The sequence below is a fragment of the Mycobacterium asiaticum genome, from assembly GCF_001673315.1.
In the GTDB taxonomy this organism is placed as follows: Bacteria; Actinomycetota; Actinomycetes; order Mycobacteriales; family Mycobacteriaceae; genus Mycobacterium; species Mycobacterium asiaticum_B.
The window spans coordinates 1-17963 of the sequence record NZ_LZLQ01000154.1; the positions used below are offsets into that span (position 1 = coordinate 1).

Annotated in this window: 18 protein-coding genes; 14 read left to right on the forward strand and 4 right to left on the reverse strand. The window is 65.5% G+C overall.

Annotation, left to right across the window (positions count from 1 at the left end):
* The 6 genes from A5636_RS24765 to A5636_RS24790 all read left to right on the forward strand — a co-directional run.
* Nucleotides 1-601 (forward strand): riboflavin kinase (locus tag A5636_RS24765; RefSeq protein ID WP_301336748.1); only part of this gene is annotated, 601 nt, incomplete at its 5' end.
* 111 nt (nt 602-712) lie between these two features.
* Nucleotides 713-982 carry a 30S ribosomal protein S15 gene (gene rpsO, locus A5636_RS24770; protein ID WP_065161293.1) on the forward strand — a complete coding sequence of 90 codons (270 nt, stop codon included), beginning with the start codon at nt 713-715 and terminating at the stop codon, nt 980-982.
* An 11-nt stretch (nt 983-993) separates the two neighbouring features.
* Complete coding sequence (lppU, locus tag A5636_RS24775) at nt 994-1518, forward strand: LppU family putative lipoprotein (RefSeq protein ID WP_065161294.1); 525 nt, start codon at nt 994-996, stop codon at nt 1516-1518.
* Nucleotides 1519-1896: 378 nt separating this feature from the next.
* Nucleotides 1897-4182: a polyribonucleotide nucleotidyltransferase gene (locus A5636_RS24780; protein WP_065161295.1), complete on the forward strand. Its 2286-nt coding sequence runs from the start codon at nt 1897-1899 to the stop codon at nt 4180-4182.
* Nucleotides 4160-5491 (forward strand): M16 family metallopeptidase, encoded by a 1332-nt coding sequence (locus A5636_RS24785; protein ID WP_065161296.1) that lies wholly within the window; start codon nt 4160-4162, stop codon nt 5489-5491. Before A5636_RS24780 ends, A5636_RS24785 begins: the two co-directional genes overlap by 23 nt.
* Nucleotides 5492-5495: 4 nt before the next feature.
* Nucleotides 5496-6524, forward strand: a complete 1029-nt coding sequence (locus A5636_RS24790; RefSeq protein ID WP_065161297.1) for a nitronate monooxygenase — start codon at nt 5496-5498, stop codon at nt 6522-6524.
* A gap of 4 nt (nt 6525-6528) precedes the next feature.
* Here A5636_RS24790 and ald read toward each other — a convergent pair whose 3' ends face one another.
* Entirely contained in the window at nt 6529-7647 is a 1119-nt protein-coding gene (ald, locus tag A5636_RS24795; RefSeq protein ID WP_065161298.1) for an alanine dehydrogenase, read from the reverse strand.
* 129 nt (nt 7648-7776) lie between these two features.
* On the opposite strand from ald, the gene A5636_RS24800 reads away from it, so the two are divergent.
* From A5636_RS24800 to A5636_RS24815, 4 genes are all read left to right on the forward strand, one after another.
* A complete protein-coding gene (locus A5636_RS24800) occupies nt 7777-8238 on the forward strand; it encodes an SRPBCC family protein (protein ID WP_065161299.1) in 462 nt (153 codons plus the stop codon).
* A gap of 77 nt (nt 8239-8315) precedes the next feature.
* Nucleotides 8316-9233 (forward strand): metal-dependent hydrolase, encoded by a 918-nt coding sequence (locus tag A5636_RS24805; RefSeq protein ID WP_065161300.1) that lies wholly within the window; start codon nt 8316-8318, stop codon nt 9231-9233.
* 3 nt (nt 9234-9236) lie between these two features.
* Complete coding sequence (locus A5636_RS24810; RefSeq protein ID WP_065161301.1) at nt 9237-10982, forward strand: SDR family oxidoreductase; 1746 nt, start codon at nt 9237-9239, stop codon at nt 10980-10982.
* Nucleotides 10983-10994: 12 nt separating this feature from the next.
* A complete protein-coding gene (locus A5636_RS24815; RefSeq protein ID WP_065161302.1) occupies nt 10995-12071 on the forward strand; it encodes a PDR/VanB family oxidoreductase in 1077 nt (358 codons plus the stop codon).
* Here the strand turns inward: A5636_RS24815 and A5636_RS26960 are convergent.
* Nucleotides 12068-14170 carry an alpha/beta fold hydrolase gene (locus A5636_RS26960; protein ID WP_216638868.1) on the reverse strand — a complete coding sequence of 701 codons (2103 nt, stop codon included), beginning with the start codon at nt 14168-14170 and terminating at the stop codon, nt 12068-12070. The genes A5636_RS24815 and A5636_RS26960 overlap by 4 nt on opposite strands.
* A 184-nt stretch (nt 14171-14354) precedes the next feature.
* Here A5636_RS26960 and dapB point away from each other — a divergent pair, with 184 nt between their 5' ends.
* From dapB to A5636_RS24835, 3 genes are read left to right on the forward strand one after another with little or no spacing between them, the layout of a single operon-like run.
* Nucleotides 14355-15092 carry a 4-hydroxy-tetrahydrodipicolinate reductase gene (gene dapB / locus A5636_RS24825; protein WP_065161348.1) on the forward strand — a complete coding sequence of 246 codons (738 nt, stop codon included), beginning with the start codon at nt 14355-14357 and terminating at the stop codon, nt 15090-15092.
* Nucleotides 15089-15544, forward strand: a complete 456-nt coding sequence (locus A5636_RS24830) for a hypothetical protein (protein WP_065161303.1) — start codon at nt 15089-15091, stop codon at nt 15542-15544. Before dapB ends, A5636_RS24830 begins: the two co-directional genes overlap by 4 nt.
* Nucleotides 15545-15594: 50 nt before the next feature.
* Nucleotides 15595-15996, forward strand: a complete 402-nt coding sequence (locus tag A5636_RS24835; protein ID WP_155763996.1) for a flavodoxin family protein — start codon at nt 15595-15597, stop codon at nt 15994-15996.
* Nucleotides 15997-16001: 5 nt separating this feature from the next.
* Here the strand turns inward: A5636_RS24835 and A5636_RS24840 are convergent, their stop codons facing one another.
* Nucleotides 16002-16424 (reverse strand): DUF1398 domain-containing protein, encoded by a 423-nt coding sequence (locus tag A5636_RS24840; protein WP_065161305.1) that lies wholly within the window; start codon nt 16422-16424, stop codon nt 16002-16004.
* 140 nt (nt 16425-16564) lie between these two features.
* Between A5636_RS24840 and A5636_RS24845 the strand changes: the two genes are divergently transcribed.
* Nucleotides 16565-16987 carry a MarR family winged helix-turn-helix transcriptional regulator gene (locus A5636_RS24845; RefSeq protein WP_065161306.1) on the forward strand — a complete coding sequence of 141 codons (423 nt, stop codon included), beginning with the start codon at nt 16565-16567 and terminating at the stop codon, nt 16985-16987.
* Nucleotides 16988-17110: 123 nt separating this feature from the next.
* Here the strand turns inward: A5636_RS24845 and A5636_RS24850 are convergent, their stop codons facing one another.
* On the reverse strand, nt 17111-17959 hold the full coding sequence (locus A5636_RS24850) for an acyl-CoA thioesterase domain-containing protein (RefSeq protein ID WP_172827312.1): 849 nt from the start codon (nt 17957-17959) through the stop codon (nt 17111-17113).
* Between the last annotated feature and the right edge of the window lie 4 nt (nt 17960-17963).

Consider the following 17963-nt stretch of genomic DNA (forward strand, 5'->3'; position numbering starts at 1 on the left):
AGCCCAATTTGACGCCCCGCCCGTAGCCCCGGACCACGACTCCCTCCACGCGGTGCGGGCGGCCCAGGGCTTCGCTGTCGAGTCGATGTCGCTGCTGTCCGAGCACCACAGCAACGAGACCGTGACGTTTTCCTCCACCTATATCCGGTCCTGCGTGGATGCCGGCGACATGGGTGCGGCCAGCGAAGCCCTGGGCCGCCCGCACCGCGTGGAGGGAGTCGTGGTCCGGGGCTACGGGCGGGGCGTCAAACTGGGCTATCCCACCGCGAATATCGCGCCGCCGATGTATTCGGCCATTCCGGCCGACGGCGTGTATGCCGCCTGGTTCACCGTGCTGGGGCAAGGACCGGCCACCGGAGGCGTCGTCCCCGGTCAGCGGTACCAGGCCGCCGTGTCGGTCGGCACCAATCCCACGTTTTCCGGTCGTACCCGCACTGTCGAGGCGTTCGTCCTCGACACCAGCGCCGACCTGTACGGCCAACATGTGGCGGTGGACTTCGTCGCGCGCATCCGCGGCCAGCTGAAGTTCGACTCGGTGCCCGACCTCGTCGCAGAGATCGGTAACGACACCGAGCGGACCCGAGCCCTGCTGTCGGGTTAGTCCCGCCGCGCTGCGCGCTGCTAGACTGCCCGACGACATCGGCGCGCGCTGCGGTTCGCGGTGGCCGTGCCGGGAAATCCCTGATCGCGGACCTATTGATGGAGTTATTTCGTGGCGCTTACTGCCGAGCAGAAAAAAGAAATCCTGAATTCCTACGGTCTGCACGAGACCGACACCGGGTCGCCGGAGGCGCAGATCGCGCTGCTGACCAAGCGCATCGCCGACCTCACCGAGCACCTCAAGGTGCACAAGCATGACCACCACTCGCGCCGCGGCTTGTTGCTGCTGGTGGGGCGGCGCAAGCGACTGGTCAAGTACCTCACGCAGGTGGACGTGGAGCGTTACCGTTCGCTGATCGAGCGCCTGGGTCTGCGCCGCTGAGCTTTGGCGCGATGCGCGCCGCGATCAGTGGGGCTCTGCTAGCCAGCGTGGTCGGCGCATTGACGGGGTGTTCGGCCGGCGGTGAAGTACCCGACCTGACCGACTTCAAAGTGGGGGATTGTCTCGACCTCGGCGGCACCCCGAAGCGCCCGGAGGCCGGCAAGGCGGCATGCGGTGGCCCGGAGTCGAACTACAAGATCGTCGCTCTGGTCAACGATCGTGACCAATGCCCGACCGACGTCGATTCCTCCTACACGACGCACAACACGATCAGCGGCGCCCACACCACACTCTGTCTGGACATCGACTGGGTGATCGGCGGTTGCATGAGCGTCGATCCGCAGCACCGAGTCGACCCGTTCCGCGTCGACTGCGCCGACCGCTCGGCGCCGCATCGGCAGCGCGCCACGCAGATTCTCAAAGACCTCGACCCGCCCGCGGGTGTCGATCAATGCGCCAGCGGGCTGGGCTACACCTACGCCGCGCGGCGGTTCGCCGTTTGCGTCGAAGACGTCAGCAGCGGACCTCGTACCTAGAGGTTCATTCCCGTACCTGGAGGTTCATACCCGCACCTGGAGGTTCATACCCGCACCTGGAGGTTCATCGAGGTCGGGGTGGCCCGTGTAGAGTGAGTACGTTCTGGGCCTTCTCGGCCCGAGCAACTGGTGCAGTCCGCGCAGATCCGCGTGAACCGTTCCAGCGAGTCGCTGAGCATGTCGCGAGCGAGCAGACCGGTCCGATCGGGCGGTCTTCGGTAGTGGCTGCCGGGCTCCCCGGATCCGGGGCAGGTCGGCCGCTTCGATCGATGGCCGTAGCCGCATTCAGACTCTGCTTCTTGGTGCTCTCCTAGAGCACACTCGTGTTGCGCAATGACTTGCGAAACAGCTGAATGACAGAGAGGCCGCACTGACGTCATGTCTGCGACTGAAATTGAAGAAGGCATCTTCGAGTCGACCGCCACAATCGACAACGGGAGCTTCGGCACCCGCACCGTTCGTTTCGAGACGGGCCGCCTGGCCCAGCAGGCCGCCGGCGCCGTCGTTGCTTATCTCGACGAAGAGAACATGCTGCTGTCGGCGACCACCGCCAGCAAGAACCCCAAGGAACATTTCGACTTCTTCCCGTTGACGGTCGACGTCGAAGAGCGGATGTACGCCGCCGGGCGCATCCCCGGATCGTTCTTCCGGCGCGAGGGTCGACCCTCCACCGACGCGATCCTGACCTGCCGGCTCATCGACCGTCCGCTACGCCCGTCCTTCGTCGACGGCCTGCGCAACGAGATCCAGGTCGTGGTGACCATCTTGAGCCTGGACCCCAACGACCTGTACGACGTCGTGGCGATCAACGCGGCGTCGGCGTCCACCCAGCTCAGCGGATTGCCGTTCTCCGGACCGGTGGGTGGTGTGCGCGTCGCTCTGATCGACGGCACCTGGGTCGCGTTCCCCACGGTCGAGCAGCTCGAGCGGGCGGTGTTCGACATGGTCGTGGCCGGCCGGATAGTCGGCGATGGCGGCGAACAAGATGTCGCGATCATGATGGTCGAGGCCGAGGCCACCGAGAAGGTGATCGAGCTCGTCGAAGGCGGCGCGCAGGCGCCGACGGAAACCGTCGTGGCCGAGGGCCTGGAAGCGGCCAAGCCGTTCATTGCCGCGCTGTGCACCGCGCAGAAGGAGCTTGCCGAGGCTGTTTACTCCCGGTCAGCCAAGCCGCCGGTCGAGTACCCGACCTTCCCCGCCTACGAGGAAGACGTGTATTACGCGGTGTCGTCGGTGGCCACCGACGAGCTGGCCAAGGCCCTGAGCATCGGTGGCAAGGCTGAGCGCGACGCGCGAACCGATGAGCTCAAGGCGGAGGTCCTCGAGCGTCTCGCCGGGAACTACGAAGGCCGGGAGAAGGAAGTCAGTGCGGCGTTCCGCTCGCTGACCAAGAAGCTGGTTCGCCAGCGCATCCTGACCGACCACTTCCGCATCGACGGACGTGGGATCACCGATATCCGTGCCCTTTCGGCCGAGGTCGCCGTGGTGCCGCGGGCGCACGGGAGCGCGCTGTTCGAGCGCGGCGAGACCCAGATCCTGGGTGTCACCACGCTCGACATGGTCAAGATGGCTCAACAAATCGACTCGCTGGGCCCGGAGACATCCAAGCGGTACATGCACCACTACAACTTCCCGCCGTTCTCGACCGGCGAGACCGGCCGCGTGGGTTCGCCCAAGCGGCGCGAGATCGGGCACGGTGCGCTGGCCGAGCGGGCCCTGATACCGGTGCTGCCCAGCATCGAGGAGTTCCCCTACGCCATCCGTCAGGTGTCCGAGGCGCTGAGTTCCAACGGTTCGACATCGATGGGTTCGGTGTGCGCGTCCACCCTCGCGCTGCTCAACGCCGGTGTGCCGCTCAAGGCGCCGGTGGCAGGCATTGCGATGGGTCTGGTGTCCGACGATGTCGAGACCGACGGCAAGAGCGAGCGTCGCTTTGTCACGCTGACTGACATCCTGGGCGCCGAAGACGCGTTCGGTGACATGGACTTCAAGTGCGCGGGCACCAAGGACTTCGTCACCGCGCTGCAGCTGGACACCAAGCTGGACGGCATCCCGTCACAGGTGCTCGCGGGTGCGCTGGCCCAGGCCAAGGATGCCCGCCTGACCATCCTCGAGGTGATGGCCGAGGCTATCGACGCCCCGGACGACATGAGCCCCTACGCGCCACGCGTCACCACCATCAAGGTGCCGGTGGACAAGATCGGCGAGGTCATCGGTCCCAAGGGCAAGATGATCAACTCGATCACCGAGGAGACCGGCGCGCAGATCTCCATCGAGGACGACGGCACCGTGTTCGTCGGCGCCACCGACGGGCCGTCCGCGCAGGCCGCGATCGACCGGATCAACGCGATCGCCAACCCGCAGTTGCCGACGGTAGGCGAGCGGTTCCTCGGAACCGTCGTCAAGACAACCGATTTCGGTGCGTTCGTATCGTTGCTGCCCGGCCGTGACGGTCTGGTCCACATTTCGAAGCTGGGCAAGGGCAAGCGCATCGCGAAGGTCGAGGACGTGGTCAACGTCGGCGACAAGTTGCGGGTGGAGATCGCCGACATCGACAAGCGCGGCAAGATCTCCCTGGTCCTGGTGGAAGAGGACGGCGGCGGTGCCGCCCCCGCCGAGGCCGGAGCAGCGCCAGCAGCCGATGCCGCGTCCGTCAGCAGCTGACTCGAGGGGCGCCCGGCAGCGAGCCAACGGAGGAGTGCGCCGCACCACGTTGCCGGGCGGTCTGCGGGTCGTAACTGAATACCTGCCTGCGGTGCGTTCCGCGTCGGTCGGCGTCTGGGTCGGTGTGGGCTCTCGCGACGAAGGTGCCACGGTGGCCGGGGCCGCGCACTTCCTCGAGCACCTGCTGTTCAAGTCGACCCCGACCCGCACAGCGGTGGACATCGCGCAGGCAGTGGACGCGGTGGGCGGTGAACTCAACGCTTTCACCGCCAAGGAACACACCTGCTACTACGCGCATGTTTTGGACAGCGACCTAGCGCTGGCCGTGGACCTGGTTGCCGACGTCGTACTCAACGGGCGCTGCGCGGCCGGTGACGTCGAACTGGAACGTGACGTCGTCCTCGAGGAGATCGCGATGCGCGACGACGACCCCGAGGACGCGCTCGCGGACATGTTCATGACCGCGTTGTTCGGCGACCACCCGGTCGGGCGCCCGATCATCGGCAGCACGCAATCGGTGTCGACCATGACACGCGCTCAGCTGCACTCGTTCCACCTGCGGCGCTACACCCCGGAGCGGATGGTGGTGGCCGTGGCCGGCAATGTCGATCACGACGAAGTCGTCGCGCTGGTGCGGACACACTTCACGGCCCGGCTGGTCCGCGGTCGCCACCCGGTTGCGCCCCGCAAAGGGACGGCCCGGGTCGCCGGCAACCCGAGTCTGGTCCTGGGCAAGCGGGACGCCGAACAGACCCACGTTTCGCTGGGGGTTCGCACCCCGGGGCGCGGGTGGGAGCATCGCTGGGCGCTCTCGGTGCTGCACACGGCGCTGGGCGGCGGCCTGTCCTCCCGGCTGTTTCAGGAGGTTCGCGAGGCGCGCGGCCTGGCGTACTCGATCTACTCGGCGCTGGACATCTTCGCCGACAGCGGTGCGTTGTCGGTGTATGCGGCCTGCCTTCCCGACCGGTTCCCGGAGGTGATGCGGGTGACCGCCGAGGTGTTGGAAGCGGTTGCCCGCGACGGCATCACCGAGGACGAATGCCGGATCGCGAAGGGTTCGCTGCGCGGTGGGCTGGTGCTGGGCCTGGAGGATTCCGGGTCGCGGATGAGCCGCATCGGCCGCAGCGAACTGAACTACGGTGCTCACCGCAGCATCGAGCACACCCTGCGACAGATCGAACAGGTCACGCTCGACGAGGTCAACACGGTGGCCCGGCGCTTGCTGGGTAAGCGTTTCGGCGCCGCGGTCCTGGGTCCGTACAGCGCGAAACGGTCGCTCCCGCAACAACTTCGAGCGATGGTAAGTTAGCCCGATGGTATTGGGTTTTTGGGACATCGCCGCGCCCATTGTGGGAGCTCCGATGGCCGGGGGCCCGGGTACTCCCGCACTGGCTGCGGCGGTGTCGAATGCGGGCGGACTTGGCTTTGTCGCCGGTGGCTACCTGAGCGCAGACCAGTTCGCCGAAGACATCGCCGCCGCGCGGGCCGCCACCACCGGTCCCATCGGGGCGAATCTGTTTGTGCCCCAGCCCAGCGTCGCGGACTGGGTGCAGCTGGAGTATTACGCCGAGGACCTCGAAGAGGTCGCCGACCACTACCACGTCGAGGTGGGTCATCCCGTTCACGGTGACGACGACGAATGGCATCGCAAGCTCGAGGTGGTGGCCGACGTGCGTCCGGAAGTGGTGTCCTTCACTTTCGGGTCCCCGCCGCCGGACGCCATTCGCCGGTTGAGCGCGCTCGGATTGCTCGTGTCGGTCACCGTGACATCGGCCTACGAGGCGGGCGTGGCGGTCGCGGCCGGTGCGGACAACCTGGTGGTCCAGGGCCCCGCCGCCGGTGGTCACCGCGGCACGTTCGCCCCCGACATGGAGCCGGGTACCGAGTCACTGCATCAACTCCTCGATCGTATCGGGAGTGCGTATGACGTGCCGCTGATCGCCGCCGGCGGGCTCGGCACCGTCGAATCCATTGCCGCGGTGTTGCGCCGCGGCGCGGTGGCCGCGCAGGTTGGCACCGCGTTGCTGCTGGCCGACGAAGCCGGTACCCACCCGGCCTACCGTGTCGCCCTGAAAAACCCGGCTTTCGACTCGACCGTCGTCACCCGCGCATTCTCCGGCCGCTACGCGCGCGGTCTGGCGAACAACTTCACCCGACTGCTGGATCACGTTGCGCCACTGGGCTATCCGGAGGTCAATCAGATGACGAAGCCGATCCGGGCGGCGGCGATCCGGGAGGAGGATCCGCACGGCACGAATCTGTGGGCGGGCGAGGCCTACCGTGAGGCGACCACCGGACCAGCGGGTGACATCGTCACCGCCCTGGCCCCGTACGTGCGGTAAGCCTTCACGCCGCCAGCACGCTGGCCGGTTCGGTGAACGGCAATTCGAGGTCGGCGGCCACTTGCCGGGACACCAGCGCTCCGTCGTGCGTCGAAAGACCTTTGGCCAGAGCGGGATCCGATCGGCAGGCCGCCCGCCAGCCCTGGTCGGCCAGTTTGAGCACATACGGGATGGTCGCGTTGGTCAACGCATAGGTCGACGTCTTGGGCACCGCGCTGGGCATGTTGGCCACGCAGTAGAACAGCGTTTCGTGGACCGGGAAGGTCGGGTCGTCGTGGGTGGTCGGCCGGGAGTCCTCGAAACACCCGCCCTGGTCGATGGAGACGTCGACCAGCACCGCTCCGGGCTTCATCTGCGCAACAAGGGAATTCGGGATCAAACTGGGCGCCTTGGCGCCGGGCACCAGTACCGCGCCGATTACCAGTTCGGCACGTTTGACCGCGCCCTCGAGTTCGTAAGTCGACGAGTAACGAGTGCTGATCCGGCCGGCGAACTCCGCGTCGAGTAAGCGCAGTTTGTTGATGTTGAGATCGAGAAGCATCACCGACGCGCCCATGCCGCTGGCGATCCGCGCCGCGTTGTAACCCGCTGTGCCGCCGCCGATCACCACGACGTCGGCGGGTTTGACGCCGGGCACCCCGCCCATCAGCACGCCGCGTCCGCCCTGCGTGCGCATCAGGTGATACGCGCCGACCTGGGCGGCGAGCCGGCCCGCGACCTCGCTCATCGGGGCCAGCAGAGGCAATGCCCCGTCCGCGGTTTGCACGGTCTCGTAGGCGATTGACGTTGTGCCGGCGGCCAACAGCGCATCTGTGCAGGACCGAGAGGCCGCTAGGTGTAGATAGGTGAAGAGCGTCTGACCGGCCCGCAGCTGGCCGTATTCCGCGGGAATCGGCTCCTTGACCTTGAGCACCAGGTCGGCTCCGTCCCACACCTGGCCGGCGGTGGTGAGCAGTTGGGCGCCGGCCGCTTTGAATTCGGAATCCGCGATCGACGATCCTTCGCCTGCCCCGGCCTGAATCAGCACGTCGTGCCCGCTGCGGGTCAGCGCGGCCACGCCTGCGGGGGTGATGGCAACCCGGAACTCGTTGTTCTTGGCCTCGGTCGGGATTCCGACTCGCATGATGGCCTCCTACCGAACATCGGTTGGGTTGTCCCTTCAATTGTGAAGAAGATTCGGCGACTGCGCGACTTGTCAACGGTCCGGGGGGCGATAGTTCTGGTGGCTCGGATCGGCCAATATGATCGGCCAATGAGTGAACCCTCCGTCTCCGCGACCGTGCAGATATCCGCCGCTCCGGAGGTGATTTATGGCTTGATCACCGACCTGCCCACCCTGGCCGCCCTGGCCGAGGAAGCGACCTCGATGGAGTTGCGCGAGGGCGATGCGGTCGCCGAAGGCGCGGTCTTTGTCGGGCACAACGAGAACAGCGGCAAGCGCTGGACGACCAAATGCACGGTGACCGATGCCGAGCCGGGCAGGACGTTCGCATTCGAAGTCCGGCACACCGTGCTGCCCATCGCCCGGTGGCAATACGACATCGAGGAGCACGCCGACGGCTGCCGAGTCACCGAGAGCACCTGGGACCGACGCCCCGGCTGGTTCCGCAAGATCGCGGGCAAGGCCACCGGCGTCCAGGATCGGAACGCGCATAACCGCAAGAACATCAACCTGACGCTGCAGCGCCTCAAGGAGCGGGCCGAGAAAACGTAGTACCGCGGGTATCGCATACCTGTCGGCTTCAGTACAATCGCTCGTATTAGAGGCCTGCATGGGAGGGAGGCGGCCTGATGTCGACTGTCGATGACCGCGCCGTGGGACCCCATTCGAGTGAATCGGACGCCACCGACCACGAACGGCTCGTTCTCGAGGCCCGCAACGTCGAGTTCGACTGGTCTGGCCTGCCGTTTCACTACGTTCCGGGCGAGCCGCTGGCAACCCATGTGCTCAATGTGCTGCATCTGCTGCTCCCCGCCGGCGAAGAGTTCTTCGTCGAGGTCTTCAAGAAGACGCTGCCGTTGATCAAGGATGACCAGCTGCGCTTGGACGTGCAGGGGTTCATCGGCCAGGAGGCGATGCATTCTCAGGCGCACTCCGGTGTGCTCGCGCACTTCGACGCGCAGGGCATCGATCTGACGCCGTTTACCGACCAGATCAGGTGGTTGTTCGACAAACTGCTGGGTGAACGGCCGCATCGCAGCGTGCGGCGACAACACAGCTGGCTGCTGGAGCAGGTCTCGTTCATCTCCGCGATCGAGCATTACACCGCTGTGCTGGGCGAGTGGATCCTGGACTCGCCGGCCCTGGACGCTGGCGGTGCGGACCCGGTGATGCTGGACATGTTGCGGTGGCACGGAGCCGAAGAGGTCGAGCACAAGGCAGTTGCGTTCGACACCATGAAGCATCTGCGGGCCGGTTATTGGCGGCAGGTGCGGGCGCAATTCGCGGTGGGGCCGGTGTTGCTGTTGTTGTGGATCCGGGGCGTGAAGTTCATGTTCTCGGTGGACCCCTACGTGCCGGCGGGCACCAAAGTGCGCTGGCGCGACTACTTCAGGGCGGCGCGCCGCGGCCTGGTGCCCGGCCCGATGCGGTTGATTCGGGTCGTCGGCTCCTACTTCCGGCCCGGCTTCCATCCGTCCGAACTGGGTGGACTGGATCGAGCCGTCAGCTACCTTGCGGTGTCACCCGCCGCCCGCGCGTCGCACTGAGTTATGACGATCGTTACCTCGTCGGATGGTGTCACTCTGTCGGTGCACCGGTACAACGACGTCAACCCGGACCGCCCCACGATTCTGGCCGTACACGGCTATCCCGATAACCGTCGAATCTGGGACGGCGTGGCGGAATTGCTCGTGTCGCGATACAACGTGGTCGCCTACGACGTGCGCGGTGCCGGTGAATCCTCCTGTCCGCCACAACGATCCGGATACCGGCTGGAACAACTGGTGTCCGATGTGTCCGCAGTGATCGACAGTCTGGGCGTCCAGCGGGTGCATCTGCTCGGTCACGACTGGGGTTCGGTGCAGGGCTGGGCGGCCGTCACCGACGATGCCGTATCAGCCAAGATCGCCTCCTTCACCTCGATCTCCGGCCCTCATCTGCAGTACGCGGGCAAGTTCTTGCGTTCGGCTCGCACTGCGCGTGCCTTCGGGCACGTGGCAAAGCAGGCGCTGGCGTCGGGATATATCTGGTTCTTCCTGTGCCCGGGTGTTCCGGAGTTGGCGTTCCGTTCTGGTTTGGGCGTGAAAGTCGTTGAGGCGTTTGGCCGTATCGGCCAGTCGAGTACGCGCAGCCGCCGGGATTCGCCGCCCCGGTCGACCGGTGACTATGTCAACGGCCTGAACCTGTATCGGGAGAACCTGCCGTCGCCGCTGTTGTCTCCGGGCGAGCAGATTCCGCAGACCAGCGTCGCTGTGCAGGTGCTGGTACCGAGCAATGACCTGTTCGTAACTGCGCCGCTGCAGCGGTTCGTCAGCGCGATGACCCCTACTGGCAGGGTCGTCCCGGTCCAGGGTGGGCACTGGGTGGTGACGTCGCGCCCCGAGGTGATTGCCCGCCTCGTCGGGGAATGGGTGGACCGGGTCGAGGCGGGCCGTCCGGCCGCGAATCCGCCAGAGCTGCGTAGCGGACCCCGCGAGGTGCGGGGGAAACTGGCGCTGGTCACCGGGGCGGGCGCGGGCATCGGCCGCGCCACCGCCGTCGAACTGGCCCGCAACGGCGCCCGCACCGTGGTGATCGTGGACCGCGACCTGGCAGCCGCCAACGAGACCGCGGACGCGGTGCGCGCCGCCTGCGCAGAGGCGCCGGTGTACCAGGTCGATGTCACCGACGACGCCGCGCTGAACGACCTTGCCGCCCAGGTGCGGGACACCTACGGCGTGGTCGACATCCTGGTGAACAACGCCGGTATGGGGATGGCCGGGCGGTTCCTGGAGACGACACCGGAACACTGGGATTCCATCATGGCGGTCAACGTCCACAGTGTCATCAACGGCAGCCGCGCGTTCGGAGCTCAGATGGTGGAGCGCGGCGAGGGCGGAACGATCATCAACATCTCGTCGGCAGCGGCGTTCCTGCCGTCGAAATCAATGATCGCCTACGGCACGACGAAGGCGGCGGTGCTGGCTTTCAGCGAAGCACTGCGCGCTGATCTCGCCGACGAAGGCATCACCGTGACGGCGGTGTGTCCTGGCTTCGTCAACACCAATATCGCCAAAAACACTGTGTACGCGGGCATGTCGGCCGAGCAACAGCAGCGCGCCCGCCAGAAGGCGGACGCCAGCTACCGGCGACGCAACTTCACACCGGAGGCCACCGCCAAGGCGATCGTGAAGTCCATCAAGACCGGCCCACCGGTACTACCGGTCGCCGCGGAGTCCAGGTTGGGGTATGCGATGCGCCGCATCAGCCCCTCGGCGATCCGGCTGTTGGCCCGCGTGGACATTCGGCAGAAGTAGGCGGATTCGACGGTGCCGGAAAGCATTTGGACCAGCAGACCTACCGACCTGTACGGTCGCCGGCAACATGACCGCTTCTACACGGCGCTGTGGGGCATTCGTGCCCTGCTGGGTGGACTCGCGGCGACGTCGCGATGGGACCCTTCCCGGGTGCCAGCGGTGTCAAGGACGCACTGCGCCAAGGTCATTGAACGCAAGGTTGTGGCGCCCGACGTGGTTGCCTTGACCCTGGCCGACCCGGACGGCGGATTGCTGCCCTCCTGGACTCCGGGCGGGCACATCGACGTTCAGTTGCCGTCGGGCCGGCGTCGACAGTACTCGCTGTGCGGTCCGCCCGGTCGGCGCACCGACTACCGGATTGCGGTCCGCCGCATCCCCGATGGCGGCGGAGGTTCGATCGAGATGCATGAGGCCTTCGACGTGGGCGACACGCTCACTTTCGAAGGCCCCCGCAACGCGTTCTATCTCGGCACCACTGAGCATGACGTCCTGTTCGTCATCGGCGGCATCGGCGTGACGCCGATCCTGCCGATGATCCGGACGGCCGCCCAACGTGGGATCGGTTGGCGGGCAATATATGCCGGGCGCAGTCGGCAGTACATGCCGCTGCTGGATGAAGTGGTGGCGGTGGCGCCGGACCGCGTCACCGTGTGGGCCGACGACGAGCGCGGCGGTTTCGCGTCCACCGAAGACTTACTGGCCGACGCCGGGCCGACGACGGCGGTGTATGTGTGCGGGCCGACCGGGATGCTGGAATCGGTTCGGGAGGCCCGCAACCGGTACGCCGACGCGCCCTTGCATTATGAGCGGTTCAGTCCCGCTCCCATCGTCGACGGCGTGCCGTTCGAGCTGGAACTCGCCCGGTCCCGGCAGGTCCTCAGCATCCCGGCGAATCGGTCGGCGCTCGAGGTCATGCTCGATCGCGAACCCACGACTCCCTATTCCTGCCAGCAGGGCTTTTGCGGTACCTGCAAGGTCAAAGTTGTTGCCGGACAGGTGGATCGGCGGGGCCGCGCCGCGGAAGGTGACGACGAGATGCTGGTCTGCGTCTCGCGCTCCCACGGCGAGCGCGTTGTCATCGACGTCTAGAACACTCCCTGTTGGGTGAGGACGTCGGCGAATTGCGCCAGATCGTCGGCGAACAGCTCAGGCTGCTCGAAGGCGGCGAAATGGCCGCCGCGATCCTGCACCGAGTAGTGCACCAGGTTGTAGCGTGCGGCCGCCCAGGCGCGTGGCGTCTGCAGCATTTCACCTGGGAAGACGGCGTATCCGGTCGGCACATCTACGCGGCCAGTCCATTCACTGAGCGGGCTGGTGCCTGCGCGTGTCGACTCACAGTAGAGGCGGGCCGCGGAAGTGGCGGTGCCGGTGAGCCAATAGAACATCAGATTGTCGATCAGTCGATCGGTACTGATCGGCATGCCGTCCCGGATATCGCACCAGGCGTGGAACTTTTCCAGGATCCAACCCGCCAGTCCCAGCGGCGAGTCGTCCAAGCCGAAGCCCAGCGAATGTGGGCGGGTGGATTGGATTTCCATGTACGCGGTGCCGTCCTTGATCCGCTCCAGGCCGGCCGAGATGGCGGCGAGTTCGGACTCGGTGACGTTCGCCAGGAGTTCGGGATCGTTTTGGTCGGGCGGTGCGAACAACATGTTGGTGTGGATCGCCACCGCATGCTGGGGGTAATGCTCGCCGAGATAGCGTGTCACCAGCGCGCCCCAGTCACCACCCTGAGCTATGTAGCGGTCGTATCCCAGTTGCTGCATCACCTCTGCCACCGAGGCGGCGATGCGCGCTACGTCCACGCCTTTTTCGCGGGTCGGGCCGGAGAAACCGTAGCCGGGCATCGATACCGCCACCACGTGGAATCGCTTCTGCAGCAACGGTAGTGAGTCGAGGAACTCGACGATCGAGCCTGGCCAACCATGTGTGATGACCAGCGGGATGGCGTCGGCTTCATCTGACTGCGCGTGCAGGAAATGCACTTGCTGACCCGCCGCCACGGTGATGTATGAGCCGATGGCGTTGACTTCTGCTTCGGTGGCCCGCCAGTCGTAGTGGTGCAGCCAGTGATCAATGACATTCCTGAGGAACGTCTGCTCGGTGCCGTAATCCCAATCGGCCCCGTCGATTTCGGCTGGCCAGCGCGCCGCGCTCAGGCGACGACGTAGGTCGTCGAGCTGAGCGTCGGGGACGTCGAGGATGCATGGCTTGATCGGCGTGACCGCCGCTGGCTCTACGGCTGGGGCCGGCTCGGCGAGCTCGGGTTGCTCGGCTTCGGCTGGCTCAGTTGGTTGGGCTTCGGGTAGCTCGGCTGGCTGGGCTTCGGGTGGCTGGACTTCGGGTGGCTCCGTTGGCATGGCCTCGGCCGGTGCAATTTGCTCGGGTTCGGCCACCGCGGTTTGCTCGGGTTCGGATGGCTCGGGTTCGGATGGCTCGGGTTCGGATGGCTCGGTTTGCCCTGCTTCGGCCGGCTCGGGTTCGGATGACACTGTTTGCCCTGCTTCGGCCGGCTCGGTTGGCTTGACCTTGTCCCGCGCAGTTTGCTCCGCTTCAGCCGGCTCGCCCTGCCCGGCTTCCGGCGGCTCAGTGCGTGCAGTTACCGACGCCTCCGCCGGTGCCTCGACTGACGGGGCGATCAACGAGAGAATGGCGGGTGGCCCAGTGAGCAATGGCGCCGCACGATACAAGCGGTACCCCACGTGCGGTACTGAGACGCCGGGCAATGGCTTCCACCGGTACCTGCGGCCGTCGAGCTCGAAGCCCTTCTTCTCATAGAAGTCGCGAGCTATCTGATTCTTGTCGGCACACCACAGGATCATGTCGTGATCGGGAAAAACACGTAGCGCCTTGTTCAAGAGCATGCCGCCGACGCCATGCCGCTGGTGCTTGTCGGTGATGTAGAGCGCATCGATCTGAATGTCATTGGGATTCGACAAGTCCGGCCCGAAAAGGATCATGCCCAGCAGCTGACCCCGTGCTTCGGCAAACCACATGCTCCAGCCGCCACGCCGGAGGGTGGTCGGGTACAGCGTGTCCACCCACGTCCTCGGATTGCCGATCATGTCCAGCACGTGGGTGGCCACGATTCCGCTCCAGGACTGCCGCCAGGCCGGATAGTGCATTGCCGCGACCCGGCCGAAATCCTTCGGTTTGGCCTCGCGGATCCGGATGTCGCTGGATCTCACGTAAGCACCTCCGCTGGTCGCACCTGCACATCGACCATCTAAGCGTAGAGATGCGCCGGTGCGGTCCAACGACGCCCACTGCCTACGGGCCGGCTCGGTGGTTGTCGTCGGACTCTCAACCGCTGTGGCCGTGATCGAACACCGATTCGAAGTAAAAGTTGCTATCACCAGTAGGCTGCCAACCATGCGAGTTGGCGTACTTGGAGCTAAAGGCAAAGTCGGGGCGACGATGGTGCGGGCGGTGGAAAATGCCCAGGACCTCACCCTGTCCGCAGAGGTCGACGCCGGTGACGCGCTGAGCTTGCTGACCGACGGCGACACCGAGGTCGTCATCGACTTCACCCACCCGGACGTGGTGATGGGAAATCTGGAGTTCTTGATCGACAACGGAATTCACGCTGTCGTGGGTACGACGGGCTTCACGTCCGAACGGATCGAGCAGGTCGAGTCGTGGCTTGCTGCTAAACCCGGCACCTCGGTGCTGATCGCCCCGAACTTCGCCATCGGTGCGGTGTTGTCCATGCATTTCGCCCAGCAGGCCGCCCGCTTCTTCGAGTCCGTGGAAGTGATCGAGCTGCACCACCCGCACAAAGCCGATGCGCCCTCGGGCACCGCGACGCGTACCGCCAAGCTGATCGCGGAGGCGCGAAAAGGTCTGTCGCCCAACCCCGATGCCACAAGCACCAGTCTCCCCGGCGCACGCGGGGCCGACGTCGACGGCATTCCGGTGCACGCGGTGAGGTTGTCCGGGTTGGTCGCCCACCAGGAGGTGTTGTTCGGCACTGAGGGGGAGACGCTGACCATCCGGCACGACAGCCTGGATCGGACGTCGTTCGTTCCCGGCGTCCTGCTGGCCGTGCGCCATGTCGCGGAAAGGCCAGGGCTTACCGTCGGTATTGAACCTCTGCTCGACCTGCAATGACGCGCACCCTGCGCATCCAGCTGCTCATCGCCTTCTTCTGTGTGGCGATGCTGGTCTACTTCGTCATGCTCGGTCGGGTTGCCGTGGCCATGATCGGCTCCGGCAGAGCCGCAGCCGTCGGCTTGGGCCTGGCGATCCTGGTCATGCCCTTCCTCGGATTGTGGGCGATGATCGCCACTCTGCGCGCCGGATTCACCCACCAGAAGCTGGCCCGGAAAATTGCCGACGCCGGAATGGAACTCGACACCAGCGCGCTACCGCGACGCCCTTCCGGACGCATTCAACGGGGAGCGGCCGACGCACTGTTCGACACCGTGCGCAGCGAACTGGAAAGCGACCCCGACAACTGGCGCCGCTGGTACCGGCTGGCGCGAGCCTACGACTATGCGGGGGACCGGCGGCGCGCGCGGGAAGCAATGAGGACCGCGGTTCAGTTGGAGGCGCAAGGGTGACGAAGAAACTGCTCATCGTCCATCACACCCCGTCCCCGCACTGCCAGGAAATGTTCGAGGCGGTGTTGGCCGGTGCGACCGATCCCGAAATCGAAGGCGTTGAGGTCGTGCGCCGCCCGGCGCTGACCGTCTCGCCCGTCGAGATGTTGGAGGCCGATGGCTACGTGCTGGGCACGCCGGCGAACCTCGGGTACCTCAGCGGTGCACTCAAGCACGCGTTCGACCAGAGTTACTACCAACTGCTCGACTCCACGGGCGGCAGGCCGTTCGGCGTCTACATCCACGGCAACGAGGGCACCGAGGGGGCCGAGCGTGCGGTCGACGGCATCACTGCGGGACTTGGCTGGGTGCGGGCCGCTGAGACGATTGTGGTCATGGGCAAACCGTCGAAGGCCGATGTCGAGGCGTGCTGGAACCTCGGTGCAACGGTTGCCGCTCAGCTCATGGGTTGAGGCTTCTAGGCACCATCGGAAGGCTCCGCTGCATAGTGCTCGACATACCTCTGGTCATGCAGGCCGAAGTAAGTGCAGGTGCGATTCTCGAGATCGACGACATAACGGATCACACCGGCGCGCCAGGCTGCGGCGGCGAACTCTCGAAAAGACGTCCGGCCCGCCTGATCGGCACGCAGCGCGGTGACCAGGGCCGCACAGTCGAACGACGGGACTTCGGCCATGCCGTCGACCAGTGGCACGCCTTGGTCAATGACTGGACCGCAATCAGTCTCGTACAGGCTCTGCATCGCCGGTAGCCACCACGTATTGGATCGGACACCGGCGCGACGCAACCTCTCGGCCAGGTGGGGAAAGCCGGTGACCGGTCCTGAATCCGTGATGGCATCACGTTGTGCGGCTTGAAGATTCGCGACTGCTGCGCTCATGTTCCCCCGATGCGAAGGTATTTGTGATTACGACAGGACCAGTTCCCCGTTGACAGCATACGACCATAATGACAACATATTGTCAAATTTGCAGAGTAGAGGGTGGGGGCGGTAGATGAGAATGTCGCATTGGAGGTGGGATGGCAGATGAGATGGCGCTGCTGGTAGCAGACATATATGAGCTTGCTGGTCTACTGCGCCGCACAGGCGAAGCAGCCGCCGCCAGGGAGGGGCACACGCAAGCGCGATGGCAGCTGCTTAGCGCGGTCTCGTATCAAGCCCTGACCGTGCCCCAAGCTGCTCGCCGCCTTGGTGTTACACGTCAGGGGGTGCAGCGAGTGGCTAACGATTTGGTCGCTGGCGAGTTGGCCGAATTCAGCCCCAACCCCGACCACCGCACATCGCCGCTGCTGGTGCTTACCGAGAACGGTCGCCGCGTGCTCCGGGCGATCACCGAACGCGCCACAGACGTCAACAACCGACTTGCTGACGCCATAACGCCCGCCGCGCTGCATGCGACCCGTGACACCTTAGAGCGGCTGATCATTACGCTGAAAAGCTGAGCCCTGCTAAGGATAAGTAGGGCTAAGGATTCCATCACGAGTCCCTCAAGCATGCGTTCGACGAGTCTTTGAGCTGTTCCCGCTTCCCTGGACTGAACAGCTCAGCTGATGGGCGCTGACGGACTAGGTGTACGTCGGCCGGAACGCGTCGGCGGGTTGGGCCAGGGCCTGCGCCGAACTGGTTCCGATCGGGCCGTGCCGGTCGAAAAGGATTGCGCTACCGGTGGCCACACCTGCGGTGCCGATGTGGTTCTGCGCCGCCAACCCGATGTACTCACCATCGGGCAACCGACTTGCCGTTACCGTGTAGTCAGCGTTGATGTACCGCAACCCGACTGTGCCCCAATGGGTGAGCGAGCTGGTTACGTCGCCCACGAAGGCCAGGCGAGTGAACGGAGTCAACGGATAACCGTCAACCATCGGACGGAACAGGCGCGTCCACGCGAATTTTTGGGAGTGCGACTGCTCCCACTCTCCGGCCGCGATACCGGGGTTGCCGGTCGACGTCGCGCCGTATCCCCAGATCAAAAACGGCATATCCGTTGGGAAGCCGACGGAGTTGGTCGGAATAGGCGGCATCCGCACTGGGGTCGACCACACCTTCCCGTCAGGATGCTCACCTCGCCGCAGGAACAGCGCGCTGGCACGGGCGACCGTCCTACCGTTTTGTAAGAGCGCGCCGTCGATCACCTTGATGCGCCGTCCTTCCCGCTGCACCGAGGTCTGGATCTGCAGTGGCTCGAGCAGTGCCGGTCGCAACAGGTCGACGGTGATTCGAGCCGGAACGAAGTCCGGGTGGTCCGAGGCTCGTTCCAAGCCGAACTGCTCGATCCCCCAACCCAACAGGCCGCCGACGATCTGACCGCCCATGGCTGCGCCCCACGGGCCCCGCGTCATCGGGTTGGGCGAATAGAAATCACCGTCGACACTGAAGAACGACTCGGGCATGATGGCGTCATCTTCGATCGTCACCGCT

What these genes read in the sequence shown, in the direction of transcription:
- ald (WP_065161298.1), bottom strand. Translation starts at nt 7,647, where the DNA reads ATGCGAGTCGGAATCCCGACCGAGGCCAAGAACAACGAGTTCCGGGTT.
- A5636_RS24840 (WP_065161305.1), bottom strand. Translation starts at nt 16,424, where the DNA reads ATGAGCGCAGCAGTCGCGAATCTTCAAGCCGCACAACGTGATGCCATC.
- A5636_RS24845 (WP_065161306.1), top strand. Translation starts at nt 16,565, where the DNA reads ATGGCAGATGAGATGGCGCTGCTGGTAGCAGACATATATGAGCTTGCT.
- A5636_RS24780 (WP_065161295.1), top strand. Translation starts at nt 1,897, where the DNA reads ATGTCTGCGACTGAAATTGAAGAAGGCATCTTCGAGTCGACCGCCACA.
- A5636_RS24785 (WP_065161296.1), top strand. Translation starts at nt 4,160, where the DNA reads ATGCCGCGTCCGTCAGCAGCTGACTCGAGGGGCGCCCGGCAGCGAGCC.
- dapB (WP_065161348.1), top strand. Translation starts at nt 14,355, where the DNA reads ATGCGAGTTGGCGTACTTGGAGCTAAAGGCAAAGTCGGGGCGACGATG.
- A5636_RS24790 (WP_065161297.1), top strand. Translation starts at nt 5,496, where the DNA reads ATGGTATTGGGTTTTTGGGACATCGCCGCGCCCATTGTGGGAGCTCCG.
- A5636_RS24800 (WP_065161299.1), top strand. Translation starts at nt 7,777, where the DNA reads ATGAGTGAACCCTCCGTCTCCGCGACCGTGCAGATATCCGCCGCTCCG.
- A5636_RS24830 (WP_065161303.1), top strand. Translation starts at nt 15,089, where the DNA reads ATGACGCGCACCCTGCGCATCCAGCTGCTCATCGCCTTCTTCTGTGTG.
- lppU (WP_065161294.1), top strand. Translation starts at nt 994, where the DNA reads ATGCGCGCCGCGATCAGTGGGGCTCTGCTAGCCAGCGTGGTCGGCGCA.
- A5636_RS24805 (WP_065161300.1), top strand. Translation starts at nt 8,316, where the DNA reads ATGTCGACTGTCGATGACCGCGCCGTGGGACCCCATTCGAGTGAATCG.
- A5636_RS24835 (WP_155763996.1), top strand. Translation starts at nt 15,595, where the DNA reads ATGTTCGAGGCGGTGTTGGCCGGTGCGACCGATCCCGAAATCGAAGGC.
- A5636_RS24810 (WP_065161301.1), top strand. Translation starts at nt 9,237, where the DNA reads ATGACGATCGTTACCTCGTCGGATGGTGTCACTCTGTCGGTGCACCGG.